We start from the raw sequence: 26,555 nt of genomic DNA on the forward strand, positions 1-26,555 counted from the left end.
GAAAAATCCTGGTTCCGCATCGGTCTCGACGCTCTCAGAAATTGGATCAGCAACGCTCCGGAAAATGCCGCTGACGCTTGGTTACACAACGCGCCAAATCAACCTCAAGCCAGACCCAAAATATGACGAGTCGTGTACGGTGGAACCTGTTTTCGCCGGAAATGCTTTAGGCGTGCAACACCCTGCGGAGCGACGCTTCGATCTGGCCGCCGCAATAGGCATCGCCATAATCCTGCCGGGCCTTGGCGGCCAGTGCCTTGAGAGGCGGCAAGTCGGCAATCCGCCGGGTCAGCGCCGCCGTCATCGGCGCGGCCTCCCTGAGGATCGCCTCGATCCTGCCGAAGCGGTCGCCCATGGTCGACCACAGGGTGGCGGTCACCACGTCGGCGATGCCCGGTTGCCCGCCGCCGAGCAGGAAGCCGGAATCGGCTTTCAGGCCATGGCGTGCGCCGGTCTCCTCCCAAAGCGACATCCACTTTTCGAGGCGCGGCACGAAGCCTTGCCAGCTCTTGTCCGTCCACATCTCCCGACCGCCGTCCAGCGTGATGTCGTCGATCACGTCGTTGGCGTCGTTGACGACCTTCATGGTCATGGCGCGGAGCGCCGCGGTCCCGGGCAGGAGATTGAGCGTCTCGCCCAGATAAAGGACGATGGCCGGCATTTCGGCGATGGCGAAGCCGGCCTTCTTGTCGACGAGCAAGGGCGGCCCCATGAACGGCACCGGCATCTTTCCCACCGGTCCGCCCATCAGATCCGATATCGCCGCATCGCCGCCCTCGGTCCAGGTTTTTCCGGCATAAGCGAGAACCGCCCGCACGAACTGGCCCCGGAAGGGAACGGACCAGTAGTAGAGATCATAGTCCGACATCGCAGTGCTCCTTTGGAAGCTCGAGACACCCGGCGATAACGTGTGCTCCCCAAATACGACTCGACGGCGACCATGCGATCGCCGTCGAGCTCTGGGGAAACGACCTACCTCAGCTTACTCGTCGCGCAGCCTGCCGCCCAGCGCCGCGGCGGCGCTGGCGATGAAGGCGCCGATCACCAGCGACAGCGCGGCCATCAGGGCAAAGGCGGCCCCGGCCTTGCGGGCGGTGTCGGCGGCCTCCTGCGCCTTGGTCTTGGCCTGTTCGGCCTGCGCCAGGACGGCGTCGACCCGCGCGGTGGCGTCGGCTTCCGACAGGCCGGTGCGGGCGGCCACCAACTGTCCGAGATAGGTCTTGTCGGCGGGCGAGATCTCGCCGGCGGCGGCGCTGGCGATCAGGATGCGCGACGCCTGCGCGGCGGCGGCGGCATCGCCCTCGGCGCCGGGAGCGGCGAGACGGGTGGGATCGTTGGGCCGGAAAAGATTATCGACGAAATACGAGGTGGCGGCGCTGCCGCTGCCTTCGTCGGCGTTGGAGGCGGCGCCGGCCGAAGCTCCCATGGCGGCGCCGGAAGCGACGTTGGATGCCGCCTGCACACCGGTTCCGACCGCCGAGGTCAGGCCCGAGCTTGCAACGCAGATCACCAGCAGCGTGGCCAGCGCCCAGGCGAGAAAGCCGTGCGCCGTGTCGCGAAAGAAGGTCTCGTCGGTATGGATGCCGACCCACTTCACCCGCAGCCGGCCGGTCATGTAGCCGCCGAGGGCGGACGACAGCCATTGCACCACGATCATCCAGATGGCGGCGGAAACGGCGAAGGTCGTGACGCTGGCGCCCTGGTTCGTCCACGGCGAAATCATCGTCAGGCCGAGGCCCGAGCCGAGCAGTATCAGGACAAATGTAAGGGTGGCTGCCGAGAAGGCGCCGGCAATGATTGCGCTCCAACTGATCGCCGACGAAGAGGATTCGACAGGCGGCGTATTGTCGGGAGCAAGAACGGTGGAAGCCATGATGTTCTCCTGTCGCAGGCGGCAGAGTGCCCACATCGATGAACGGTCCCGTGCCGCAAGTTCGGCCGCTTCGGTCGCCGATCGCGCCGAGGCCGGCGTCTCGGAGCGACCGATCTTCGCGGCGGCGGACGGACCATGGCTAATAAGCGTCCGGAAGCGAAAAAGGTTCCGTCTGGTGGTAACTTGGATGCCACCGATGGCTCGATTTTCCGGCGGAGCCTGGCGATGCCCGGAACGGCGAGGGTCAGACGCCGGCGGGCGGCGAGGCGGGGACCGCCGCCTCGACCCTCAGCCAGTCGCCGAACGAGCGAACGATCCGCGAGCGGACCCTGGCCTCGGGATAGACGAACCAGTAGGCCTTGCCGGCGTCGAGCGGCCGCTCGGTGAGCAGCGCGAGGTGTCCGGACGCGAGTTCCCCCTCGATCATGAAGCGCGGCATCAGCGCCACGCCCAGGCCGGCCACGGCGGCTTCGGCGATCATCGAAAACTGGTCGAAGCGCGACCCGCGATAGGCGCCGGCGGTCGGCAGGCCTTCGGCGGCAAACCAGTCGGCCCAGGCGGTCGGACGGCTCGATTGGTGAAGGAGCGGCGCGCGGGGGATGGCCGCGACGTTGGTCAGGCCGAAGCGGTCGCGCACCATGGGCGCCGCCACCGGATAGACCTCCTCGATGCAGAGAAATTCACAGACCGCCCCCGGCCAGGTCGGTTCGCCGAAATGGATGGCGGCGTCGAGCGGGACGTCGGTGAAGGAGAACGGCTCGTTGCGCACCGCGAAGTTGACGCTGGCCTGCGGATGGCCGGCAAGAAACTTCGGCAGGCGCGGCACCAGCCAGCGCGCCGCGAAGGTGGGCAGCACGGCCAGATTCAGCACCTCGGCGCCGCCGGCGCTGGCCATGGTGCGCTCGGTCGCCGCGGAAAGGCCGGCAAGGATGCGCGCCACCTCCAGCCGATAGGCCTCGCCGGCATCGGTGAGAAAAACGCGCTGGTTGATGCGCTCGAACAGCGGCAGGCCGAGCCGCGTTTCCAGCTCCCGCACCTGCCGGCTGATGGCGCCTTGCGTCAGGTGCAGTTCGGCGGCGGCGCGCGAGAAACTGAGATGACGCGCCGCGCTCTCGAAGGCGACGAGCGCGCCGATCGACGGCAGGAGATCACGGGCCATCGGCATATCCGGTCATGAGTTTTCCTCATGACCCTACCAGAAATCATCGTTTGCAGGGTAGGGGGCTCGGGACAATAACTTACCGGAAGTCCGCCTCATGCAACGCCGCGCCATTGGCCGGCATCGCCGACGAAAGTGTCCAATGTCCGCTTCGAGCCTTGCCAGGGAAACCGCCGATCTTCTCGCCCGCCTCGGCGTCGCCGACAGCGCCCATGCGGGCGGCAGCCTCGCCGTCACCTCGCCGATCACCGGCGAGCGCATCGCCGAGGTGCGCGAAACCGACGCGGCCGGCTGCGATGCCGCCATCGCCGCCGCGGAAGCCGCCTTCCGGACCTGGCGCCTGGTGCCGGCGCCGAAGCGCGGCGAGCTGATCCGCCTGTTCGGCCTTGAACTGAGGGCGGCCAAGGCCGATCTCGGCCGGCTCGTCACCATCGAGGCCGGCAAGATCGTCTCCGAGGGGCTCGGCGAAGTGCAGGAGATGATCGACATCTGCGATTTCGCGGTCGGCCTTTCCCGCCAGCTCTACGGCCTGACGGTCGCCACCGAGCGGCCGAGCCACCGCATGATGGAGACCTGGCATCCGCTGGGCGTCGTCGGCGTCATCTCGGCCTTCAACTTCCCGGTCGCCGTCTGGTCGTGGAACGCCGCCATCGCGCTGGTCTGCGGCGACACCGTCGTCTGGAAGCCGTCGGAGAAGACGCCGCTCACCGCGCTCGCCACGCAGGCGCTGTTCGAAAAGGCGGCGGCCAAGGCGGGAGCGCCGGCCGGCCTTTCCGCCGTGGTCGTCGGCGGCCGGGCGATCGGCGAGGCGCTGGTCGACGATGTCAGGGTCGCCGCCGTGTCGGCCACCGGCTCGACGGCCATGGGCCGCGCCGTGGCGCCGCGCCTTGCCAGCCGTTTCGCCCGCGCCATCCTGGAGCTCGGCGGCAACAACGGCGCCATCATCGCCCCCAGCGCCGACCTCGACCTGGTGGTGCGCGGCGTCGCCTTCGCGGCGATCGGCACGGCGGGCCAGCGCTGCACCACGCTGAGGCGCCTGTTCGTCCACGACAGCGTCTACGACAGCCTGCTGCCGCGCCTCCGGAAGGCCTATGCCTCGGTGACGATCGGCGATCCGCGCGAGGCCGGCACGCTGGTCGGCCCGCTGATCGACAAGGCCGCCTACGATCGCATGCAAGCGGCGTTGCAGAAGGCGCGGGCCGACGGCGCCACCGTGCACGGTGGAGAACGCGCCCGCGAGGATCTCGGCGGCAACGCCTTCTATGTCCGGCCGGCGCTGGCCGAGATGCCGGCCCAAACCGAGGTGGTCAGGACCGAGACCTTCGCGCCGATCCTCTACGTCATGCGCTATACCGACTTCGACGCGGCGCTCGAGGCGCACAATGCCGTGCCGCAGGGGCTTTCCTCGTCGATCTTCACCAACGACCTGCGCGAAGCCGAGACCTTCCTGTCGGCCAGGGGCTCGGATTGCGGCATCGTCAACGTCAACATCGGCCCGTCCGGCGCCGAGATCGGCGGCGCCTTCGGTGGCGAGAAGGAGACCGGCGGCGGCCGCGAGGCCGGCTCCGACGCCTGGAAGGCCTATATGCGGCGGGCCACCAACACCATCAATTACGGCCGCGACCTGCCGCTGGCGCAGGGCGTCAGCTTCGACGTGGAGTAAAGCCATGACGATCCGCGTCATCGTCGCCGGTGCGACCGGCTGGACCGGCAGCGCCGTGGCGAAGGGAGTGCGCGCCGCCGAAGATCTCACGCTTGCCGGCGCCGTCGCCCGGTCGGCCGCCGGCCGCGATATCGGCGAGGTTCTGGGCGAGGCGGCCGCCGGCATCACCGTGGTCGCCACCGTCGCGGAAGCGCTGAAAGCCGGCGCCGACGTGCTCGTCGACTACACAGCGCCGCAGGCGGTGAAGGCCAATACGCTCCAGGCGGTCTCCGCCGGCGTCGCCGTGGTGATCGGCACGTCGGGCCTCTCAGTCGACGATTACGCGGAGATCGACGCAGCGGCACGGGCGAACGACGTCGGCGTGTTCGCCGCCGGCAACTATTCGATCACCGCCACGCTGATGACCAAGTTCGCGCTGACGGCGGCGAAATACGTCGCCGACGTCGAAGTGATCGACTACGCCTCGGCCGGCAAGGCCGATACGCCGTCCGGCACGGCGCGCGAGCTGGCCGAACGGCTTTCCGACCTGCGCCAGCCGGCCACCTCGAAGCCGGTGAGCGAACTCGCCGGCATCCGCGAGACGCGCGGTGGCGCCGTCGGCGCCGTGCAGGTGCATTCGCTGCGCCTGCCGGGATATGTCCTGTCCTGCGAGGCGCAATTCGGCGCGCCGGGCGAACGGCTCCTCATCCGCCACGACGCCGGCTCCGACGCCACGCCCTATGTCGCCGGCACGCTGCTCGCCGTGCGGCGGGTGCGGGAGCAGGCGGGACTGCGGCGCGGACTGGACCTGCTGATCGAGTGAACTTCGTTGTGCCCCATCGTAATTTCCGGTAACATATCCGGAAATAGGAGAGTTGTTATGCTCAAGGCCAGGCAGACTGCGGTCGATCGTTACCGGGCGCGCAAGCGGACCGAGGGATTGGCCCGCGTGGAACTCCAGGTTCCCAGCGATGATGTCGCTCTGCTGCGGCGCATCGCCAAGGCGCTGGCTGATCCAGCGACCTCCGCCGAAAGCCGGCGGGCGCTTGCCGAGCGCTTTGGCGAGCAGGCCGTTCCCGATGCCAAGGAGCTGCTTCTTCACGCGCCGTTCGGCGATCTGGAATTCGATCGGCCGCGCGATTTCGGGCGGCCGATCGATCTATGAGATTCCTGCTCGATACCAACATCATCTCGGAAATCCGCAAGCAGGAGCGCTGCGATGCCAACGTCATGCGCTGGTTCCGCGCGGTGGACAGCGGCTCGCTGTTTCTGAGCGTTCTCGTCATCGGAGAAATTCGTCGTGGCGCCGAGATGCTGCGGGAGCGGGACCTTCGACGGTTCGAGGCCATCGATCATTGGCTTGCCGACGTCAAGCTGGCGTTCGAGGGGCGAATCCTCGATATCGACGCCACCGTTGCCGAGGAGTGGGGCCGCCTCGGTATGCGTCGCTCCTTGCCGGTGATCGACGGTCTGCTCGCCGCGACGGCCCGAATCCACGCTCTGACGCTGGTTACCCGCAATACATCCGATGTCGCTGACCTCGATATTGCTTTGATCAATCCCTTCCTCGCTTGATGATTGTCGGCCCCGGTGGCCTATGCTCGGAGTTCCCATCTTGTCCCCGTCCATCGCTTCCCGCACCGGCGGCCGGATATTGATCGACCAGCTCGTCCGGCAAGGCGTCGAGCGGCTCACCTGCGTGCCGGGCGAATCCTATCTCGCCGCCCTCGACGCGCTGCATGACAGCCCGATCGATGTGCTGGTCTGCCGCAACGAGGCCGGCGCCACCATGATGGCCGAAGCCTACGGCAAGCTCACCGGCAAGCCCGGCGTCTGCTTCGTGACGCGGGCGCCCGGCGCTACCAACGCCGCGCCGGGGCTGCACATCGCCGAGCACGATTCGACGCCGCTGATCCTGTTCGTCGGCCAGGCCGAACGCGGCGTGCTGGAGCGCGGTTGCTTCCAGGAAATGGATTACAAGGCGGTGTTCGGCTCGATCGCCAAGTGGGTGGTGGAGATCGACGATCCTGCCCGCATCCCGGAGCTGATCGCCCGCGCCTTCCGCGTCGCCATGCAGGGCCGTCCGGGACCGGTAGTGGTATCGCTGCCCGAGGACATGCTGACCGAGACGGCCGAAGTGGCCGACGCGCCGCTGGTCGAGCCGGTGGAGATCTGGCCGGGGCTCGCCGACCTCGCCCGGTTGCAAAAGCTCGTCTGGGAGGCAAGGCGGCCGCTGGTGATCCTCGGCGGCTCGCGCTGGAGCGAGCGGGCGCGGCGCGAGGTGATCCGCTTCGCCGAACGCTTCGACCTGCCGGTGGCGACCAGCTTCCGCCGCGCCTCGCTGTTCCCGGCCGACCATCCGAATTATGCCGGCGACCTCGGCCTTGGCCCCAACCCCAAGCTGGCCGCCCGCGTCCGCGAGGCGGACGTGCTGCTGGTCATCGGCGGCCGCCTGTCGGAATCGCCGTCGTCCTCCTACACGCTCATCGACATACCCCGGCCGAAGCAGACGCTGATCCACGTCTATGCCGACCCGGAGGAGATCGGCCGCGTCTATCAGCCGGCGCTCGGCATCGTCGCCAGCCCGCACGCCTTCGCCTCGGCGCTGTCCACCGTGCATCCGCCGGTCGAAATCCCCTGGTCGGCCGAGACCAGGGCGGCCCGCGCCGATTTCCTCGCCTGGACCGACAAGCCCACCGTGCTGCCGGGCGACTTCCAGTATGGCGAGGCCATGGTCTGGCTGCGCGATCATCTGCCGCCCGAGACGATCGTCGCCAACGGCGCCGGCAACTACGCCATCTGGGTGCATCGCTATTGGCGCTACAGCAGCTTCACCGGCCAGTTGGCGCCGACCTCGGGATCGGTCGGCTATTCGGTGCCGGCCGGCGTCATGGCCAAGCGGCAGTTTCCCGACCGGCCGGTGGTGGTGTTTGCCGGCGACGGCTGCTTCCTGATGAACGGCCAGGAGTTCGCCACCGCCGTGCAATACGACATTGCCGTCGTGGTGATCGTCGTCGACAATGCCATGTACGGCACCATCCGCATGCATCAGGAGCGCGAATATCCCGGCCGCGTCTCGGCGACGTCGCTGAGCAATCCGGATTTCGCGGCGCTGGCCCGCGCCTATGGCGGCCATGGCGAGACGGTGCGCACCACCGCCGAATTCGCGCCGGCCTTCGAGCGGGCAATGGCCTCCGGCAAGCCGGCGATCGTCCATTGCTTCCTCGACCCGCAGGCGGTGACCCCGGCGAAGACGCTGGACCAGTTCGCCGGCCGCGCCTGAAACCGCAATGAAAAGGCCCGGCCTCGAGGTTGGCCGGGCCTTGCATTCGGATCCGCTGGCGAGCGGTCAGTAGTCGGCGTGGATGTCGTTGTCCTTGGTCTCCCGGACGAACAGCATGCCGATCACCAGCGTGGCCGCCGCCACGACGATCGGGTACCACAGGCCGTAGTAGATGTCGCCGGTGGCCGCCACCATGGCGAAGGCCGTGGTCGGCAGGAAGCCGCCGAACCAGCCGTTGCCGATGTGGTAGGGCAGCGACATCGAGCTGTAGCGAATACGCGTCGGGAACATTTCCACCAGGATGGCGGCGATCGGGCCGTAGACCATGGTGACGTAGAGCACCAGCACGAACAGCAGCAGCGTCACCATGACGATGTTGATCTGTTTCGGATCGGCCTTGGCCGGATAGCCGGCGGCGGTGATGGCATCGGTCAGCGACGTGGTGAACGCCTGGGCCGGCGTCGCGCCGTCGGCGCTTGCCTCGCTGCCGAAGGCGATCGAGGTGGCGCCGATCTTGACGACAGCCGGCGTGCCGGCCGGCGCCGTCTCGTTCTCGTAAGGCACGCCCGCCTTGACCAGCGCCGACTTGGCGACGTCGCAGGAGGTGGTGAACTTGGACGTCCCCACCGGGTTGAACTGGAACGAGCACTCGCTCGGATCGGCAATGACGGTCACCGGCGCGCTGGCGACCGCGTGCTCGAGCGCGGGATTGGCGTAGTGGGTGATGCCCTTGAAGATCGGAAAATAGGTGAGGCAGGCGAGCAGCAGGCCGGCCATGATGATCGGCTTGCGGCCGATCCGGTCCGAAAGCGTGCCGAACACCACGAAGAAGGGCGTGGCGAGCAGCAGCGACGCGGCGATCAGCAGGTTGGCCGTCTGGGCTTCCACCTTCAGCGTCTGCGTCAGGAAGAACAACGAATAGAACTGGCCCGTATACCAGACCACGGCCTGGCCGGCGACCAGGCCGAACAGGGCGAGCAGCACGACCTTGAGGTTCTTCCAGCGGCCGAATGCCTCGGTAAGCGGCGCCTTGGAGGTCTTGCCCTCTTCCTGCATGCGGCGGAAGGCCGGGCTCTCGTTGAGCTTCAGGCGGATCCAGACGGAGATCGCCAGCAGCAGGATCGACACCAGGAAGGGAATGCGCCAGCCCCAGGAATTGAAATCGTCGGCCGACATCACAGCGCGGCAGCCGAGGATGATCAGGAGCGACATGAACAGGCCGAGCGTCGCCGTGGTCTGGATCCAGGCGGTGTAGGCGCCGCGGCGATGGTCGGGCGCGTGCTCGGCGACATAGGTCGCCGCACCGCCGTATTCGCCGCCGAGCGCCAGACCCTGCAAAAGGCGGAGCACGATCAGGATGACCGGCGCCGCCATGCCGATGGCCGCGTAGTTGGGCAGGATACCGACGACGAAGGTCGAGGCGCCCATGATCAGGATGGTGACGAGAAAGGTATATTTGCGGCCGATCATGTCGCCGAGCCGGCCGAATACCAGCGCGCCGAACGGCCGCACCGCAAAGCCGGCGGCAAAGGCGAGCAGGGCGAAGATGAAGGCGGCGGTCGGGTTGACGCCGGAGAAGAACTGAGCGGCAATCACCGCCGACAGGGAACCGTAGAGATAGAAATCATACCATTCGAAGACGGTACCGAGCGACGAGGCGAAGATGACGCGCCGCTCCTCTTTCGTCATCGTGGTCGAACCAGGCGTCTTCGTCGGGTCGACGGTGACTGCTGTCATCGGAATTCCTCCCAGAAGATGATGCTTCGTCCCGGTCCGTCCGGCGGTCGAAGGCGACCGGCGGCTCCACCCAGACTCGGGAACGAGGCGTAATACTACGTATGCGGGAGTTATGCGTGAAGATACCTATGGCGGAATCTTTAGTCTACAAACGATGCGGATGGAGCATCGCGCGGGAAATGGAGCGGCTTTCGAAAAAACGATGCCCTGCCAAGGAAATAGCGCGCCGCTTCGCGTTGACCGGAACGCGAATTGCTCCTTGCGAAAACGACACGAGCGGACCTAGATCGTCGTGCGTCCTAACGGACGCAAGATGACGATCTAGTCCTTTGTCGTTGCATCGGATTTTCCGAAAACCGGAGTCCACTTTTCGGTCCGATGCTCTAGCCGCCGGCCGGACGCCCCAGCGCTGCGGTGTCGAACTTGCCCGACCGCATAATGCTGCGCCACGCCGCCTGCACGTCGTCGGGAATGTCGACATGCGGCAGGAAACCCTTGCCGCGCGGGCCGTAACCGTTTTCGTCGTCGGTGAGACGCTGGATTTCCCCGGTCAGCAGGGACAGGAAGCGTTCGGGCGTCCACTTGCGGCTGTTGGGGCTCTGGAGATAGTCGATGCGGTCGTCGCGATAGCCGATGCGCGGCACCTGTACCGGCCAGTTGACGATTGCCGGACACGTCGCGTTCGTCCAGGCTTGCCGGAACGAGGCGTCGGTGCGCCGCTGCATCAGCGGATCCTGAACGAGCAGCATCGCCGTCGGCGCAAGGCCGATGTCGTCGAGGACGCGCCGGCTGAACAGGCCGTTCTCGCCGCAGTTGGTGGAAGCGTCTTCCAGCAGCAGCAGCGATTGATCGAGGCCGAGGAACATGGCCGCGATGTCGCCGAGCAGCCGGGCTTCCGAGGTCTGGCTGGCCAGCGCCTTGCGGTAGACCGGATGGGCGTCGACGGCGGCGGCCAGCAACCGGGTCGAATGGCCGATGCCGCCGGAAATCAGCAGCGGCACATTGGCCGTCCGGGCCTTTTTCACTGCGCCTTCCAGCGTCCACAGCAGCGCGTTGCCGGCCAGCACCACCAGATCGAAGGCCGGTGCGTTGTGCGTGTCCCGGCCGCCGAGATCGTCGAACGCCAGGAAGCGGGCGACGGTGTTGATCGCCGCGATGTCGTCGGCGTCGAGCGGGCCATAGGGACCAAAGAAGGACATGAAGAACTTTCGCGTGTGCGGTCGCACGGGGAGGGCAGGCCGACCGTTACAACAGCTTGTACGGGTCAAGGTTCCGGCCGACCATCCGTGGCAGCGCTCATGCAGCCGGATCGAACGACCCTAATCGATCCAGCCGTTCCCGGCGTCCATCGGTCCGGCCGGACTGGCGCATGTTTTCCTGTTGCGGGCCATCTGCCGAGAAGATAGGCAACGGACAGACCGGTGGGCGGATGGGCCGCCTGCCGCAATCGGAGAGGTCCGCCATGGCGATCACCCGCATCGAGCCCGGCAAGCGCATGAGCAATGCCGTCGTCCACAACAAGACCGTCTATCTCGCCGGTCAGATCGGCTCGCCCAAGGGCGACGTCAAGTCGCAGGCCATCGAGGCGCTGGCCGAGGTCGATCGCCTGCTGGCCGCCGCCGGCACCGACAAGACGCGCGTGCTGCAGGCCATCGTCTGGCTGGCCGACATGGCCGACTTCGCCGCCATGAACGAAGTGTGGGAATCCTGGGTGTCGCCGGGCAACGCGCCGGCCCGCGCCACGGGCGAGGCCAAGCTGGCCGGCTCGGAATACAAGGTGGAGTTCATCATCACCGCCGCCCTGCCGGATTGATCCGGCGATCCGGCCAGGCCAGCCTGCCGAAGCCTCGCCCGCCGGCGACCGTTTCGGCAGGCAGCGGCCGGAGTGGAAGACCGCCACTCCCGCATGTTATCAGGAAAACGGCGGTTCGCCGCGCCTGTCTGGAGTGCCTGGCTCTTGCTCAACACCGAGATTCCCGGTTTCGTCTGGGCCTATCGTTTCGACGCCGTCACCGGCGCCGGCCGGCCGCTGCCGCCGACCACGCCGCGCGACGATCTGATCGTCGAAGAGGGCTTCGTCTGGCTGCACCTTGCCCTCAGCGACGCCCGCGTGCCGAAGTTCCTCGAGGGCTTGGCCGATCTGCCCGACGCGGCGCGGGCCACGCTGACCGACCGCGACAATCACGTGGTGCTCGCCTCCGACGACGGCGTGCTGCACGGCGTGTTCACCGATATCGAGCGCGCCTTCGACTACGAGACCAACGATATCGGCTGGTTCCGCTTCGCCGCGTCGGAGCGGCTGATCGTCACCGCCAGGCTGCATCCTTTGCGCTGCGTCGAGGCGACGCGGCTGGCCGTCGACCGCGGCCTCGCCATTCACGAGACGGTCGGCGTGTTCGCCGCCGTCGTCACCGAGTTCGAGAAGGTGGTGGATGCCCTCATCGTCGAGATGAGCGACGAGCTCGACCGCATCGAGGACTACGTGTTCGAGACGGCGCCGCGCGACGAGCGTCGCCGCCTCGGTCCGGTCCGGCGCACCGTCGTCCGGCTGAACCGCCAGCTCAGGGCCTCGGTGGCGCTGTTCCGCCGCTACCAGCGCTGGGACGAGCCGGATCCCTTGCCGACCGGCACGGTCGAGATGGCCGAAACGCTCGCCGACCTGCTCGGTTCGGCGTCGCAGGAAATGCAGGGCCTGCAGGACCGGGCGCGCCTGCTGCACGAAGAGATCGACTCCAAGATATCCTCGGAAACCAACCGGCATCTCTACATATTGTCCATCATGACGGCCTTCCTGCTGCCGCCGACGCTGGTCACCGGCTTCTTCGGCATGAACACCGGCGGATTGCCCTTCGCCGGCGAGCATTTCGGAACGCTGTTGGCATTCCTGCTCGGCGGACTGTCGGTGTGGGGCGCCTGGTGGTTCCTGAAGAGGGTCGGCATTCTCTGAAGGAACGGAGAAGACGGCCGGATGTCGTCATTCGGCGGCCCTGGAGAGGCTGACGCGCGGGAAAGCCACGCCATTCTCGTCGAAGAGATGCAGCCGTTCGGTCGGCGCCGTCACGGTCAGCGTCTCGCCCTTGGCGATCTCCACGTCGCCGTCGATCTTGACGGTGATCGGCTCGGCAAGGCCGGTATCGAGATAGACCAGGGTCACCTCGCCGAGCTTTTCGACGATCGACACGGTGCCGGTGAAGAGGCCGGGCCCGTCCGTCGGCGTCAGATCCTCCGGTCGCACGCCGAAGGTGGCCTTGGCGTCGAGATAGCTGGCGGCGACCTCGGCGTTGATGGTGACCGGGCTGCCGGTTTCCGGCTGCACCGTTGCCGGCGCGCCGGTGCCGGTAATGGTGGCCGACACGATGTTCATCGCCGGAGAGCCGATGAAGCGGGCGACGAACAGGTTGTCCGGCCGGTGGTAGAGCTCCATCGGCGTGCCGACCTGCTCGACCACGCCGTAATTGAGCACCACGATGCGGTCGGCCAGCGTCATCGCCTCCACCTGGTCGTGCGTCACGTAGATCATGGTGGTGTCGGACATGCGTTCGTGCAGCTTGGCGATCTCGAGGCGCGTGGCGACCCGCAGCGCCGCGTCGAGATTGCTGAGCGGCTCGTCGAACAGGAACACCTTGGGGTCGCGGACGATGGCCCGGCCGATGGCGACGCGCTGCCGCTGGCCGCCGGAAAGCTGCTTGGGGAGACGGTCGAGATAGGGGGTGATCTGCAGCATCTCGGCGGCTTCCCGCACCCGCCGGTCCTGCTCACCCGGCGCCGCCTTGGCGAGCTTCAGGCCGAAGGCCATGTTCTCGTAGACGGTCATGTGCGGGTAGAGCGCGTAGCTCTGGAACACCATGGCGATGCCGCGCTTGGAGGGCGGCAGCGTGTTGACGACGGTGTCGCCGATCTCCAGCGTCCCCTCGGTGATGTCCTCGAGGCCGGCGATCAGCCGCAAGAGCGTCGACTTGCCGCAGCCGGACGGGCCGACGAACACGACGAACTCGCCGGACTTGATGTCGAGGTCGATGCCGTGCAGCACCTGCACGGAACCATAGGCCTTCTTGACTTGCTTGAGCTTCAGTCCGGCTGACATGCGCATTCCTCCCGCAAATTCCGAAGGGGTCTCCCAACCCGGTTCCCGGAACCCGGCCGGCCCGCCAGGGCCGACCGGGCTTTCTGATCATTTCATCTTGGCGATGAAGGCGCTTTCGGCCGGCAACGTCACCATGCCCTCGACGACCCGCGACGCGAAACCGACATCGGCCACCGCCGCCACGGAAAGGCCCGGCGGCACCGGGAAACCCGCGCCCATCGGCCCGAAGTTGAAGACGCAGAGCACCGTCTCGCCGTCCGCCTCGCGCAGGAAGGCGAGGATATCGCCGTCCGACGCGAGGAAGCGCACCGATCCCTTGGTCAGCGCCCGGCTGGTCTTGCGCCAGGCGATCATCGCCTTGTAGAGCTCGTACTGGCTTCCCGCCTGGCCGACCTGCCGGTCGGTCGCCTTGGCGAGATGGGTCTGCGGCACCGGCAGCCAGGGCTTGCCGGTGGAGAAGCCGGCGTTCGCGGCCTCAGCCTCCCACACCATCGGCGTGCGGCAGCCGTCGCGCCCCTTGAACTCCGGCCAGAAGCGGATGCCGTAGGGATCGACCAGATCCTCGAAGGCGAGATCCGCCTCGGTGAGGCCGAGCTCGTCGCCCTCGTAGATGCAGATCGAGCCGCGCAGGCTGAGGTGAAGGGCGGCCATCAGCTTGCCCTGCTGCGCCGGGTCGTGGGCAAACGGCAGGTGACGCGTGGCGTGGCGCATGACGTCGTGATTGGACAGCGCCCAGCAGGGCCAGGCATCGCCGGCGCCGGCCTCGAAGGTCTTCAGCGTCTTTTCGATATAGGCGCGCGACGGCTCGCCGCCCAGAAGATCGAAGGTGTAGCTCATGTGCAGCTTGTCGCCGCCCGAGGTGTAGGCGATCATGGTCTTGAGCGACCGGTCGCCGTCGCCGATCTCGCCCACCGTGGTGGAGCCGGGATACTGGTCGAGCAGCTTGCGCATCCGCTTCAGGAACTCGAGGTTCTCCGGCTGGCTCTTGTCGTAGAGGTGGTCCTGCCGGAGATAGGGATTGACCCGCGGCGCATCGATGGCGTCGACCGGCCGCGTCTGCGGCGGGTTGGAGCGCAGCTCCTTGTCGTGAAAATAGAAGTTCGCCGTGTCCAGCCGAAAGCCGTCGACGCCGAGATCGAGCCAGAATTTCAGCACGTCGAGCAGCGCGTCCTGCACCGCCGGGGTGTGGAAGTTGAGGTCGGGCTGGCTGGCCAGGAAGTTGTGCAGATAATACTGGCAGCGGCGGGTGTCCCATTCCCAGGCCGAACCGCCGAATACCGACAGCCAGTTGTTGGGCGGCGTGCCGTCCGGCTGGGCGTCGGCCCAGACGTACCAGTCCGCCTTGGGGTTGATCTGGTCGTGCCGGCTTTCCGAAAACCAGGGATGCAGGTCGGACGTGTGGCTCAGCACCTGGTCGATGATCACCTTGATGCCGCGCCGGTGCGCCGCGGCGACCATCTTGCGGAAGTCGTCGAGCGTGCCGAAGATGGGGTCGATGTCGCAATAGTCGGAAACGTCGTAGCCGAAGTCCTTCATCGGCGACTTGAAGAAGGGCGACAGCCATATGGCGTCGACGCCGAGATCCTCGAGGTAGCCGAGGCGGGCGGTGATGCCGGGAAGGTCGCCGATGCCGTCGCCGTTGGAGTCCTGGAACGAACGCGGATAGATCTGGTAGATCACCGCGCCGCGCCACCAGTCGGGATCGGCGGCTCGGTCGGCGCTGGCAGCGGCTTTTTCAAGGGTCGTCATCGTCACTTGGTCTTTCTCTTCATCGATGCCGGCGGGGAGGGCGTCGGCAGGGTCCGTGCTGTTCGGGCGGCGCTGGGCGCGCAAAGCGTATCGCATCGCTTTGTATCGTTTCGAGAGGCCGCGTCCCTTCTTAGCCCTTGACGCCGCCGGCCGTCAGCCCCTGCACGATCTTGCGCTGGAAAATCAGCACGAGACCGACGAGCGGAACGGTGACGATCACCGACGCCGCCATGATGCGGCCCCAGGGGATCTCGTACTGGCTGGCGCCGGAGAGCAGGGCGATCGCCACCGGCACGGTGCGCGTCTCGTTGGAGGAGGTGAAGGTCAGCGCGAACAGGAACTCGTTCCAGGCGGCGATGAAGGCGAGAAGGCCCGTCGTCACCAGCGCCGGCCACATCAGCGGCATGAACACCTTGGTGATGATCACCCAGGGGCTGGCGCCGTCGACGATCGCCGCCTCCTCGATCTCCATCGGCAGGTCGCGCATGAAGGTGGTGAGCACCCACACGGTGAAGGGCAGGGTGAAGATCGTATAGGAGAAGATCAGCGCGAAGGGCGTGTTGAACAGCCCGAAGCCGCGCACCAGCTCGAACAGGCCGGCCAGCACGGCGATCTGCGGGAACATCGACACGGCCAGGATGGTCATCAGCAGCAGGCCGCGGCCGCGGAAGCTGACGCGGGCCAGCGCGAAGGCGGCGGTCACCGCCAGGAACAGCGCCAGCACCACCACCGACGTCGCCACCAGGATGGAATTGCCGAGGTTGCGGACGAACACGCCGGTGGTCAGCACCGAGACGTAGTTGTCGAGGCTGAAATGGTGCGGCAGATAGTTGATCTCGAACAACGCCGTGCCGGATTTGAAGCTCGTCAGGATCGCGTAATAGAACGGGAAGACCGAGACGAGGACGATGACCGCCACCAGCAGGTAGAAGGCGGCTGTCTTGGTATAACGCCAGAGCATCACCGGTCTCCCCCGTCGAAGCGCACCTTGCCGAGCCAGATGTAGAGGATGGTCATCAGCGCGATGATCAGGAACAGCATGGTCGACTGCGCCGAGCCGTAGGCGAACTTGTCGAAGTCGATCAGGTTCTCGCGCGCCAGCACCGAGATGGTCTTGGTCTGGGAGCTGTTGGGCGTCAGCACGTAGATCAGGTCGAAGATGCGCATGGCGTCGAGCAGGCGGAAGATCACCGCCACCATCAGCGCCGGCCGCACCAGCGGCAGCGTCACCTTCCAGAAGGTCTTGACCGGGTGGACGCCGTCGATGGCCGCCGCCTCGTAGATGTCGCGCGGGATCATCTGCAGGCCGGCGAGGATGAGGAGCGCCATGAAGGGCGTCGTCTTCCAGACGTCGACGATCAGCACGGCGATCATCGCCGTATCGGCCGAGGCGGTCCAGGCGATCTTGTGGTCGATCAGGCCGAACGTCATCAGCACGTCGTTGATGATGCCGAACTGGTCGTTCAGCATCCAGCCCCACATGCGGGCGGAGACGATGGTGGGGATCGCCCAGGGAATGAGGATGGCGGCGCGCACGATGCCGCGCCCCTTGAATTCGGCGTTGAGCACCAGCGCCACGATGGTGCCGAGGATGGTTTCGAGCGTGACCGACAGCACCGAGAAGCGGACCGTGTTCCAGACGGCGTTCCACCAGACGGGATCGGCGAGCAGGCCCGACCAGACGATGCGGCCGCTCTTCAGCACCGTCCAGTTGAGATAGTTTTTGAAACCGATCAGCTCGGCGCCGTAGAGGTTGGTCAGCGAGGCGTTGGTGAACGAGAAATAGATCGTCCTGAGAAGCGGCCATCCGGCGACGATGGCGAGCGCAACCAGCATCGGCACCAGGAACCAGCCGGCGGCCCTGAGGCGCTGGCGCATCAGTTCGGACTTGACCCGTTTGGGGTGCCCCGGGCCGGTCGGCGCGATCCGGATCGTCGATTGTGTGGAGGCCATGGCAATTCCTGCGATCGAGTGCGGGGCATCGGTCCGCGAGGGGCGGTAACGTCGTGCGCAGCCCGGAAACGAAAAAGTCTCCGGCAGCCGTCTTGCGTGCCGAGCCACCCGGACAAGCTGACAGTGGTCAGCCCGAAAACAAGTCCGGGCGGGCAGGTGGAACGGACCGAACCGCTCCGGAGGGAACCGACCGCCCGGCGTCGAGGGATGCCGGGCGATCGACGCGCAGAGAGGACTTACCAGCCGGAACCCTTGAGCTCCGTCAGCTTGGCTTCGAGCAGTTCGAGGTTGTCGGCGGCGGTGCCGTTGCCCGACAGCGTGTCGTGGACGGCCGACCAGAACAGCGACGATACCTCGTTATACTTGACCTTGGTCGGCGCCGACGGACGCGGCACCGCGTTCATAAACACCTCTTTCCATTGCGGGATGATCGGCGCGGCCTTGGCCACGTCGGGATCGTCATAGAGCGAAATGATCGACGGCAGGTTGGTCTGGTTGATGGCGCGGTCCTTCTGGCTTTCCGTCGAGCCGAGGAACAGGGCGAGCTTGATCGCCTCTTCCGGATGCCGGGAATATTTCGACACCGCGAAATTCCAGCCGCCGAGCGTCGCAGCCGGCTTGTCGTCCGCCGTCGCGGCCGGCAGCGGCGACACGCCGAACTTGTCCTTCACCGCGCTGTCGTCGCCGTTGCCGAGCGCGTAGGCATAGGGCCAGTTGCGCATGAACACCGCGTTGCCGGTCTGCCAGACGCCGCGGGCTTCCTCTTCCTGATAGGCGAGCACGCCCGGGGGCGAAATGGTGCCGACCCAGCCCTTGACCGTATCGAGGGCCTTGGCGGCATGCTCGTTGTTGATGGAAATGTCGCCGTTGGCCTCGACGATCTGGCCGCCGCCGAACGACTTCACCCATTCGAGGGCGTTGCAGGTCAGGCCCTCGTAGGCGTTGCCCTGGAAGACGAGGCCCCAGAGATCCTTGGCGCCGGCCTCGCGCTCCTTGTCCTGGATTTCCTTGGCCGTGGCGGCCATCTCGTCCCAGGTCTTGGGAACCGGCTTGCCGTATTTCTCGAGCAGGTCCTTGCGGTAGAACAGGGCCGGCGCGTCGGTGAAGGCCGGAATGGCGACCAGCTTGCCGTTGGCCGTCTGCGATTCGATGATCGACGGGAAGTGGTCCTTGATAACGTCCTTGGCGGCCTCCGTCAGGTCGAGGAACTGGTCGGACAACTGCGGCGCCCAGATGACGTCGGTCTGGTAGACGTCGATGTCGGCGTTGCCGGCGGCGAGCCACAGCCGGTATTGGCCGAACTGGTCGGAGGTCGACGACGGCATCGGCACGATCTTGACCGTGTTGCCGGTGGCGGCCTCGAATTTGTCGAGCTGGCTCTGCAGGAAAGCCAGTCCGTTGCCGGTGTCGCCGGATACGATCGCCAATTCGGCGGCCATCGCGGCGGATGCGCAGAAAGCCGCGCCGGCGAAAAGACCGGCACGCAGGGCTGAATGAAGCATCAAGTCCTCCCTTGAATGCGGCACTTCTCCCGAATGCCGCAATGGGGTGCGAAGCGCCCGAAACTTCCAAAGCGCTTTGAACGCTCGGATCATCCTTGAAAGCCGTGGCCCTGTCAACTGGTCAATGTAACCGTTTGCAGGACGGATCCGGGGCTCGCGCGCCCCGCTGCGGGCCGTGCTGATCCTTTGAGCAAGGTGGACAATGGGTGTAACAGTATCGCTGCAAATGGTAAGGCTCGCGCATCGGCGACGGCTGCCGGTTTGCGGGGGAACAACGAGGCGGCTTCCGATGACGACGGAAAATGATAATGAATCTTAAGGAATTGGCCGCCGAGCTGCATCTTTCGCAGACGACCGTCAGCCGCGCGCTCAACGGATATCCCGAGGTCAGCGAAAAGACGCGCGAAATCGTGCTGGCCGCTGCGCAACGTTTCGGATACCGCCCCAGTCCGGCCGCCCGTCGCCTCGCCACCGGCCGTGCCCACGCTTTGGGCGTCGTGTTCAATGCCGAGCGAAACGCATTCATGGATCCGCTTTTCGTCGAATATCTCGCCGGCGTCGCCGAGACCAGCGCCAAGGAGGGCTTCGACATCCTGATCAGTCCGTCGACGCCGCGCGACGAGATCGTCAGCTTCGGCCGCCTGGCCCGCGACGGCACGGTCGATGTGGTCATCCTGTCGGCGCCCCAGGTCACCGACGCGCGCATCGCCCTGCTCAGCGAGCTGAAATTCCCCTTCGTCGTCCATGGCCGGCCACCGGCGCCGGCCGGCATCTCCTATATCGACATCGACAATTTCGGCGCCTTCCAGCAGGCGACCAGCTTCCTCATTCAGCTCGGCCACCGCCGCATCACGCTGATCAACGGCGAGGAGCACTTCACGTTCGCGCAGGACCGTTCTCGCGGCGCCGCCATCGCCTTCGCTGCCGCCGGTTTGCCGAACGATCTGCTCGACGAGCATTTCATGTCGATGACGGCCGAAAACGCCTATCGCTGCGCCCGCCAGGCCCTGGAGAGCGACGCGCGGCCGACGGCCATCCTGTGCGGCTCCATCCTGGTGGCGCTCGGCGTGCTGCGGGCCGCCGCCGAACTCGGCCTCGAAGTGCCGCGTGACCTTTCGATCGTCGCCCACGACGACGAGATGCCCGCCTTTCCCGCCGAGCAGTTCCATCCCCAGCTGACGACCACCCGGTCTTCGATCCGCGCCGCCGGCGCCCGCGTCGCCGAGATGGCGCTGGCGCGCGTCGCCGGGCAGAAACCCGGCGCGGTGGCCGAGGTCTGGCCGGTGCAACTGATCGTCCGCGGGTCGACGGCGGCTGCCCCGGAAAAGGTCTGAGGCGAGATGCGCCTTGAAAGGTGTAACGGGGTGCAATTAGAATACAAAATCAGTAGATAATAGATATTATCAACCGCATTCGCCGCTCCGCGAAAGCAAAACGCTCCCGACGGAAAGATTTTCTCTTTTCTCCTTTTGCCGGAGTGTGCGCTTTCTTGAGAGCGCGGGGGGAGCTTGGTACCGCTTCGTCAGCATCTCCGGTCAGGGGACCGGCAGAAGAAAGCGCGACGGCCGTCGCGCACGAGGTGAGTTCAGGTGTCCCAGGATCGTCTGACCCATTTGAAGCGTCTCGAAGCGGAATCCATCCACGTCATCCGCGAAGTCGCCGCCGAATTCCGCAATCCCGTGATGCTCTATTCGATCGGCAAGGACTCGTCGGTGATGCTGCGCCTGGCGCTCAAGGCCTTCTATCCGGGCAAGCTGCCGTTCCCGCTGCTGCACGTCGACACCACCTGGAAATTCCGCGAGATGATCGCCTTCCGCGACGCGACCGTGCGGCGGGAAGGGCTCGACCTGATCGTCCACACCAACCGGGACGGCGTAGCCGCCGGCATCACGCCGTTCAGCCACGGCTCGTCGACCTATACCAACGTCATGAAGACCGAGGCGCTGAAGCAGGCGCTGACCGCCCATGGCTTCGACGCGGCCTTCGGCGGCGCCCGCCGCGACGAGGAAAAGAGCAGGGCGAAGGAGCGCGTCTTCTCCTTCCGCACCGATACCCACGCCTGGGATCCCAAGAACCAGCGTCCGGAGCTGTGGCGCCTCTACAATTCCCGCGTCCGGCCGGGCGAGAGCATTCGCGTGTTTCCGCTGTCTAACTGGACCGAACTCGACATCTGGCAATACATCCTGCTCGAGAAGATCCCCATCGTGCCGCTCTACTTCTCCGCCGAGCGGCCGGTGGTCAACCGCGGCGGCCAATGGATCATGGTCGACGACGATCGCCTGCCGCTCGAGCCGGGCGAGACGCCGGAACTGCGCCGCGTCCGCTTCCGCACGCTCGGCTGCTACCCGCTGACCGCCGCCGTCGAGAGCGACGCCGCGACCCTGCCGGAAATCGTCCGCGAGATGCTGATCGCCCGCACCTCCGAGCGCTCGGGCCGCCTGATCGATCACGACGATGCCGCCTCCATGGAAAAGAAGAAGCGGGAAGGCTATTTCTGATGACCGTCCTCGACCCGGCCGCTGCGACCGACGCTTCCACCTTTACCGACTATCTCGGGCGGCACGAGCGAAAGAGCCTCCTGCGCTTCCTTACCTGCGGTTCGGTCGACGATGGCAAGTCGACGCTGATCGGCCGCCTGCTTTACGATTCCAAGCTGCTGTTCGAGGACCAGTTGCTCAGCCTCGAGAAGGATTCGCGCAAGCACGGCACGGTCGGCGACGACATCGATCTGGCGCTGCTCGTCGACGGCCTCGAGGCCGAACGCGAGCAGGGCATTACCATCGACGTCGCCTACCGCTTCTTTTCGACCGACAAGCGCAAGTTCATCGTCGCCGACACCCCTGGCCACGAACAGTATACGCGCAACATGGCGACCGGCGCCTCCACCTCCAACCTGGCGGTGATCCTGATCGACGCGCGGCGCGGCGTGCTGACCCAGACGCGCCGCCACTCGTTCATCGTGTCGCTGGTCGGCATCCGTCACGTGGTGCTGGCGGTCAACAAGATCGACCTGGTCGACTTCTCCGAAGCCGTGTTCGGCGAGATCGTCGCCGAGTACCGCGCCTTTGCCGCCGATCTCGGCTTCGAGACGCTGACGGCCATTCCGCTCAGCGCCCGCTACGGCGACAACGTGCTCGAAAGGAGCGCCCGCCTGCCCTGGTATGCCGGCCCGACGCTGGTCGAGCATCTCGAGGACGTGATCGTCGACGACGTCGCCGCCGACAGGCCGTTTCGCCTGCCGGTGCAGTGGGTCAACCGGCCCAACCTCGATTTCCGCGGCTTCTCGGGCACCATCGCCTCCGGCATCGTGCGGCGCGGCGACGCCATCGTGGTGGCGAAATCCGGCCGCACCTCGACGGTGAAGTCCATCGTCACCTTCGACGGCGAGCTCGACGCCGCCTCGGCCGGCGAGGCGGTGACGCTGACGCTCGCCGACGAGATCGACATCTCGCGCGGCGACGTGCTGTCGGCCGCCGCCGACCGGCCGGAGGTGTCCGACCAGTTCGTCGCCCATCTGATCTGGATGGCCGACGAGCCGCTGCTGCCCGGCCGGCCCTATCTCCTCAAAATCGGCGCGCGCCAGGTGACCGCCCAGGTGACGGCGATCCGCCACAAGATCGACGTCAATACCGGCGGCGAGCTGCCGGCCAAGAGCCTCGCCCTCAACGAGGTCGGCATCGCCAACCTGTCGCTGTCCGAGCCGGTCGCCTTCGACCCCTACGCCGTCAACCGCGAGACCGGCGCCTTCATCGTCATCGACCGGCTTTCCAACCTCACCGTTGGCGCCGGCATGATCGACCATGGCCTTCGCCGGGCGGGCAACATCCATTGGCAGGCGCTCGACGTCGACAAGCGGGCGCGGGCGCTCGCCAAGGGCCAGAAGCCGGCCGTCGTCTGGTTCACCGGCCTGTCCGGCGCCGGCAAGTCGACCATCGCCAACCTGGTCGAGAAGAAGCTGACGGCGCTCGGCCGCCACGCCTATATCCTCGACGGCGACAACGTCCGCCACGGCCTCAACCGCGACCTCGGCTTTTCCGACGCCGACCGCGTCGAGAACATCCGGCGCGTCGCGGAGACGGCCAAATTGTTCGTCGACGCCGGCCTGATCGTGCTGGTGTCGTTCATCTCGCCGTTCCGCGCGGAGCGGCAACTGGCCCGCGAGCTGGTGGAGGAGGGCGAGTTCGTCGAGGTATTCGTCGACACGCCGCTCGACGTTGCCGAGGCTCGCGACCCCAAGGGCCTCTATGCCAAGGCGCGAGCCGGCGAGATTGCCCGCTTCACCGGCATTTCCTCGCCCTACGAGGCGCCGGACCGCCCCGAGATACATCTCGACACCACCTCGGCGGCCGCCGACCTGCTGGCCGAGCAGGTCGTCGCTCACCTGCAGGAGATCGGCATCGTACCGGGCGCCGACGTGACTATCTGACGCTCACCCGTGCGGGCCGGCCCGATGGAGCCGGCCCATGCGGAGCGCGAAGATGAGCGGCGGCAGCGCCAGGAGCGCGGCGGCCGCGAAGACGACGATCATCGCGAAACGCAGACCTTCCGGCGAGCGGTCGGTCGCGAAGCCGGCCAGGTTGGCGACCAGACCGAAGATTGCCGAGCCCGCCGCGTAGCCGGCCGATTGCAGCGTCGGCAGCAGCGCCGACGCCTTGTCGCGCTCGCGCTCGGGATGGCTTTCCATCACCACCTGGCAGAGGCTGCCCCAGGCGATACCCATGCCGAGGCCGATCACCAACTGGCTGAGCATGACCAATGCCAGCAGATGCTGGGCCATGGCGACGAGGCCGACAATGAGCCCGGCCACCACCACCGACGCGCCCAGCGCCACGAATGCCAGCCGTCTTGCCATGCCGTCGTAATTGGCGACCGTCACCGCGCCGCCGCTCCAGGCGACGGCCAGAATGGCGCCGATGCCGCCGGCCACCGCCGGCCCGTATCCCCAGAGATGCTGCACGGCGTAGACTAGGAACACGCCGGTCACCGCTTGGGCGAGCGGCAGGAAGAAGACCGCCCAGAGACCGAGCCCCGGCACGCTGGAAAGGCCGAAGGCGCTCCGCGGCAGGATCGACACGCGGGCGGAAAGGTCGATGCGCACGGCCGCGGTGAGGCAGAGAGCCGCCCCCGCCACCACGATGGCCGCCTGCCAGGTTTGTTCGAGCGCGACACCGGCAACCGAGATCGCCATCATGGCCAGCGCCACGAGACCGAGCCGCAGGCCGGGGAAGATGCCGGCGTCGTGGTTGCGCGCTTCCTGCGGCACCGCCAGGTGGACCAGCGTCAGGAATACGGCGACGATCGGCAGGTTGATCAGGAAGGCGGCGCGCCAGCTCACCATTTCGGTGATGACGCCGGCCAGCACCGGTCCGCCGAAGGCGGCGATGGCCCAGACGATCGCCTCGGCGCCGAACAGCTTGGCGACCAGCCGCGACGGAAAGAGCTGCGGAATCAGCGCGAAGGCAACGGCGGCAACCAGCCCTTCGCCGGCGCCCTGAACGGTGCGTCCGACCAGTACCAGCTCCATATTGGGGGACAGCGCGGCGAAGAGCGTGCCGACGGCGAACACGCCGCTCGCCGCGAACAGACAGCGCCGCGCGCCGAAGCGCGCCTTGAGGAGCGGCGCCGAGGCGCCGGCGGTGATCGAGGCGACGATATAGACGGTGAGCGTCCAGGAGATGTAGGCCTCGCCATGCAATTCGCCCACCGCCGTCGGCATCGCGGTCGATACCAGGAAGGCGTTGAAGGCGAAGATCGCGGCGGCGAGCATCAGCGTCAGGGAGGCCGCCAGATAGGACGGCGAGACGAGCTCGGACCAGCGGCCGGAGGAAGTGGAACTCATGATGAAAAGGCCGAAGCAATGCTTGAAAAGGGTGCTCCCTATAGCAGCCTTCGGCGGTCGCCGATATGGTGGACAACCGGCGATCGTTTACTTTCATCGGGAAAATCGGCTAACAGACGGAGCCGAATTCCCTCACCGATTTTCGGGAGAACTGCCGATGTCCGGGCTCAGCCGATCGTCCGACGACCTGTCGCCGCGACGCCGGAAAATTCTCTACCACGCCTGGCACCGCGGCACGCGCGAGCTGGATCTCCTGCTCGGCCGCTTCGCCGACAGCGCCATCGGCGAGCTGACGGACGCCGAGCTCGACGAGTTCGAGGCGTTGCTGGAGGTCGACGACCGGGAATTGTTCGGCTGGATTCTCGGCAGGTTGCCGGTGCCGGAGACTGCCCCGAAGGCGGTGTTCTCAAAGGTGCTCGCCTTCGCCCGCGAGCATCCAGTCGCCGGATAAGCCGCCCTCGGACAGCGGCGGAGCGGCCGTCGCGCGCCCTGCCGGCTGGGAAGCCTGCGCGGACTGGCGGTGGACGGCGACACGGTCACGGCCGTCGCTCTTGGCCTTGTAGAGCGCGGTGTCGGCCGCGCCGTGCAGCGCCTCGTAGTCCGAACCGGCCTCCGCGACGCCGGCGACCCCGCCGCTCACCGTGATGCGAAGGTCGCCGCGGGCGGTAGCCAAGTGAAAGGCCTGCGTCAACTGGCGGATACGCTCGGCAACGGCCGCCGCCGTCTCGGCGTCGGCGTCCGGCAGGAACAGCGCGAACTCTTCGCCACCGATCCGCGCAGCGATGGCACGCTGGGGCGCCGCCTTGGCGAGAATGCCGGCAAATTCAACGAGCGCCCGGTCACCCATCAGATGGCCGTGGGTATCGTTGATGTGCTTGAAGTGGTCGAGGTCGAACAGCACCAGCGCGCCGCGGCCGGGGGACGTGGCAAGCCGCGGCAGAATGTCGTCGAGAAGGCGGCGGCGGTTGGCGAGCCCCGTCAGCCCGTCGGTTTCCGCTGCGATGCGAAACCGCCGTTCCGAGCGCTGACCGACCAGGGCCAGTTGCAGCAGCCCGAAGAAGACGATGAAGCCGGTCGACCCGATCAGCGTCAGCGCTATCGGCATGCCGTCCGGAATAGTGATGGTGGTCGGATCGACCGGCGAGACCATCAGATAGACGATGCGGGCCACCAGCAGGACCTGCTGGACGACGATGACCCCCACCGTCAGCAGCAGGGCGGGCAAAGGCTCCTTCCGCCAATGCTCGACGAGATCGATGCCGACGGCCAGGAGGTAGATGAACTGGCCGGCCGAGACCACCTGCACCCTGAGGTTGATGTCGGCGAAGAGTTGCCGATCGCTGGCGAAAACCAGCCAGCAAAACCCGCCGAGCAGGGCGAGCAGGAGGTCATGCCGGCCGGTCTTGCCTATGAAGTGCCGATAGCCGAGCCAGACCAGGCCGACCGCCAGCAGCAGGAAAACGTTGCCGACGATGATGGACAGAAACGCCGAAATGTGGCCGCGCAGCCCGACCATCACCATGGAAAGCGTGGCGAGTCCGTAGGCGATACCCCAGAGAAGGACGCAGACCTCGTTCCTCACCGCCCGCCAGATCAGCAGATGGCTGGCCGAAACGCAGGCGCCGGTCACGGCCGCTGCGATCAGCAGAGACGGAACATCCAGAAACGCGCTCACGACGGGATCCTTTTCGGTATCGCCCGACGATAAATCGCCTGCCGGCAGAAGAGGGCGCC

The 26,555-nt window shown here is 66.6% G+C and carries 23 protein-coding genes; 11 read left to right on the forward strand and 12 right to left on the reverse strand.

Annotated elements, in window-relative coordinates:
* Positions 1–166 precede the first annotated feature (166 nt).
* From CJ014_RS24645 to CJ014_RS24655, 3 genes are all read right to left on the reverse strand, one after another.
* Positions 167–868, reverse strand: a complete 702-nt coding sequence (locus CJ014_RS24645) for a glutathione S-transferase (protein ID WP_100083164.1) — start codon at positions 866–868, stop codon at positions 167–169.
* A 114-nt stretch (positions 869–982) separates the two neighbouring features.
* Positions 983–1,873, reverse strand: a complete 891-nt coding sequence (locus CJ014_RS24650; protein ID WP_100083165.1) for a hypothetical protein — start codon at positions 1,871–1,873, stop codon at positions 983–985.
* 244 nt (positions 1,874–2,117) lie between these two features.
* The gene (locus tag CJ014_RS24655; RefSeq protein ID WP_100083198.1) at positions 2,118–3,032 is read right to left on the reverse strand and encodes a LysR family transcriptional regulator; all 915 of its coding nucleotides are present in this window, start codon (positions 3,030–3,032) and stop codon (positions 2,118–2,120) included.
* Between the two features lie 142 nt (positions 3,033–3,174).
* On the opposite strand from CJ014_RS24655, the gene amaB reads away from it, so the two are divergent.
* Genes amaB through CJ014_RS24680 form a run of 5 tightly spaced genes read left to right on the forward strand, consistent with a single transcriptional unit; the run spans position 3,175 to position 7,957 of the window.
* The gene (gene amaB / locus CJ014_RS24660) at positions 3,175–4,695 is read left to right on the forward strand and encodes an L-piperidine-6-carboxylate dehydrogenase (protein WP_100083166.1); all 1,521 of its coding nucleotides are present in this window, start codon (positions 3,175–3,177) and stop codon (positions 4,693–4,695) included.
* 4 nt (positions 4,696–4,699) lie between these two features.
* Complete coding sequence (gene dapB / locus CJ014_RS24665) at positions 4,700–5,497, forward strand: 4-hydroxy-tetrahydrodipicolinate reductase (protein ID WP_100083167.1); 798 nt, start codon at positions 4,700–4,702, stop codon at positions 5,495–5,497.
* A 57-nt stretch (positions 5,498–5,554) separates the two neighbouring features.
* Positions 5,555–5,839, forward strand: coding sequence for a hypothetical protein (locus tag CJ014_RS24670; RefSeq protein WP_100083168.1), 285 nt, complete (start codon positions 5,555–5,557; stop codon positions 5,837–5,839).
* Positions 5,836–6,249, forward strand: coding sequence for a type II toxin-antitoxin system VapC family toxin (locus CJ014_RS24675; protein WP_100083169.1), 414 nt, complete (start codon positions 5,836–5,838; stop codon positions 6,247–6,249). Before CJ014_RS24670 ends, CJ014_RS24675 begins: the two co-directional genes overlap by 4 nt.
* 40 nt (positions 6,250–6,289) lie before the next feature.
* Positions 6,290–7,957, forward strand: coding sequence for a thiamine pyrophosphate-binding protein (locus CJ014_RS24680; RefSeq protein ID WP_245427625.1), 1,668 nt, complete (start codon positions 6,290–6,292; stop codon positions 7,955–7,957).
* Between the two features lie 66 nt (positions 7,958–8,023).
* Here CJ014_RS24680 and CJ014_RS24685 read toward each other — a convergent pair whose 3' ends face one another.
* Entirely contained in the window at positions 8,024–9,694 is a 1,671-nt protein-coding gene (locus tag CJ014_RS24685; RefSeq protein WP_425351956.1) for an MFS transporter, read from the reverse strand.
* A 383-nt stretch (positions 9,695–10,077) separates the two neighbouring features.
* Entirely contained in the window at positions 10,078–10,893 is an 816-nt protein-coding gene (locus tag CJ014_RS24690) for an ElyC/SanA/YdcF family protein (RefSeq protein ID WP_100083171.1), read from the reverse strand.
* 263 nt (positions 10,894–11,156) lie between these two features.
* Between CJ014_RS24690 and CJ014_RS24695 the strand changes: the two genes are divergently transcribed.
* Positions 11,157–11,507: a RidA family protein gene (locus tag CJ014_RS24695; RefSeq protein ID WP_100083200.1), complete on the forward strand. Its 351-nt coding sequence runs from the start codon at positions 11,157–11,159 to the stop codon at positions 11,505–11,507.
* Positions 11,508–11,600: 93 nt separating this feature from the next.
* Positions 11,601–12,641 (forward strand): transporter, encoded by a 1,041-nt coding sequence (locus CJ014_RS24700; RefSeq protein ID WP_100083172.1) that lies wholly within the window; start codon positions 11,601–11,603, stop codon positions 12,639–12,641.
* A 27-nt stretch (positions 12,642–12,668) separates the two neighbouring features.
* On the opposite strand, the gene CJ014_RS24705 is transcribed toward CJ014_RS24700, so the two are convergent.
* From CJ014_RS24705 to CJ014_RS24725, 5 genes are all read right to left on the reverse strand, one after another.
* Positions 12,669–13,778: an ABC transporter ATP-binding protein gene (locus tag CJ014_RS24705; protein ID WP_100083173.1), complete on the reverse strand. Its 1,110-nt coding sequence runs from the start codon at positions 13,776–13,778 to the stop codon at positions 12,669–12,671.
* Positions 13,779–13,865: 87 nt separating this feature from the next.
* Entirely contained in the window at positions 13,866–15,527 is a 1,662-nt protein-coding gene (locus CJ014_RS24710; RefSeq protein WP_100083201.1) for an alpha-glucosidase family protein, read from the reverse strand.
* Positions 15,528–15,657: 130 nt separating this feature from the next.
* Positions 15,658–16,488, reverse strand: coding sequence for a carbohydrate ABC transporter permease (locus tag CJ014_RS24715; protein WP_100083174.1), 831 nt, complete (start codon positions 16,486–16,488; stop codon positions 15,658–15,660).
* Positions 16,488–17,480 carry a carbohydrate ABC transporter permease gene (locus CJ014_RS24720; protein ID WP_100083175.1) on the reverse strand — a complete coding sequence of 331 codons (993 nt, stop codon included), beginning with the start codon at positions 17,478–17,480 and terminating at the stop codon, positions 16,488–16,490. Before CJ014_RS24720 ends, CJ014_RS24715 begins: the two co-directional genes overlap by 1 nt.
* 236 nt (positions 17,481–17,716) lie before the next feature.
* Positions 17,717–18,982, reverse strand: coding sequence for an ABC transporter substrate-binding protein (locus CJ014_RS24725; protein ID WP_100083176.1), 1,266 nt, complete (start codon positions 18,980–18,982; stop codon positions 17,717–17,719).
* Between the two features lie 308 nt (positions 18,983–19,290).
* On the opposite strand from CJ014_RS24725, the gene CJ014_RS24730 reads away from it, so the two are divergent.
* From CJ014_RS24730 to cysN, 3 genes are all read left to right on the forward strand, one after another.
* The gene (locus CJ014_RS24730; protein WP_100083177.1) at positions 19,291–20,316 is read left to right on the forward strand and encodes a LacI family DNA-binding transcriptional regulator; all 1,026 of its coding nucleotides are present in this window, start codon (positions 19,291–19,293) and stop codon (positions 20,314–20,316) included.
* Between the two features lie 255 nt (positions 20,317–20,571).
* Positions 20,572–21,480, forward strand: a complete 909-nt coding sequence (cysD, locus tag CJ014_RS24735; RefSeq protein WP_207765858.1) for a sulfate adenylyltransferase subunit CysD — start codon at positions 20,572–20,574, stop codon at positions 21,478–21,480.
* On the forward strand, positions 21,480–23,408 hold the full coding sequence (cysN, locus tag CJ014_RS24740) for a sulfate adenylyltransferase subunit CysN (protein WP_100083178.1): 1,929 nt from the start codon (positions 21,480–21,482) through the stop codon (positions 23,406–23,408). The genes cysD and cysN overlap by 1 nt, the downstream gene beginning before the upstream one ends.
* 3 nt (positions 23,409–23,411) lie before the next feature.
* On the opposite strand, the gene CJ014_RS24745 is transcribed toward cysN, so the two are convergent.
* The gene (locus CJ014_RS24745) at positions 23,412–24,821 is read right to left on the reverse strand and encodes an MFS transporter (RefSeq protein WP_100083179.1); all 1,410 of its coding nucleotides are present in this window, start codon (positions 24,819–24,821) and stop codon (positions 23,412–23,414) included.
* Between the two features lie 157 nt (positions 24,822–24,978).
* Between CJ014_RS24745 and CJ014_RS24750 the strand changes: the two genes are divergently transcribed.
* Positions 24,979–25,272, forward strand: coding sequence for an FAD assembly factor SdhE (locus CJ014_RS24750; protein WP_100083180.1), 294 nt, complete (start codon positions 24,979–24,981; stop codon positions 25,270–25,272).
* Here CJ014_RS24750 and CJ014_RS24755 read toward each other — a convergent pair.
* Complete coding sequence (locus CJ014_RS24755; RefSeq protein ID WP_100083181.1) at positions 25,228–26,496, reverse strand: GGDEF domain-containing protein; 1,269 nt, start codon at positions 26,494–26,496, stop codon at positions 25,228–25,230. The two genes, CJ014_RS24750 and CJ014_RS24755, sit on opposite strands and share 45 nt — an antisense overlap.
* Positions 26,497–26,555: the final 59 nt, after the last annotated feature.

It is taken from the genome of Pleomorphomonas carboxyditropha, from assembly GCF_002770725.1.
In the GTDB taxonomy this organism is placed as follows: domain Bacteria; phylum Pseudomonadota; class Alphaproteobacteria; order Rhizobiales; family Pleomorphomonadaceae; genus Pleomorphomonas; species Pleomorphomonas carboxyditropha.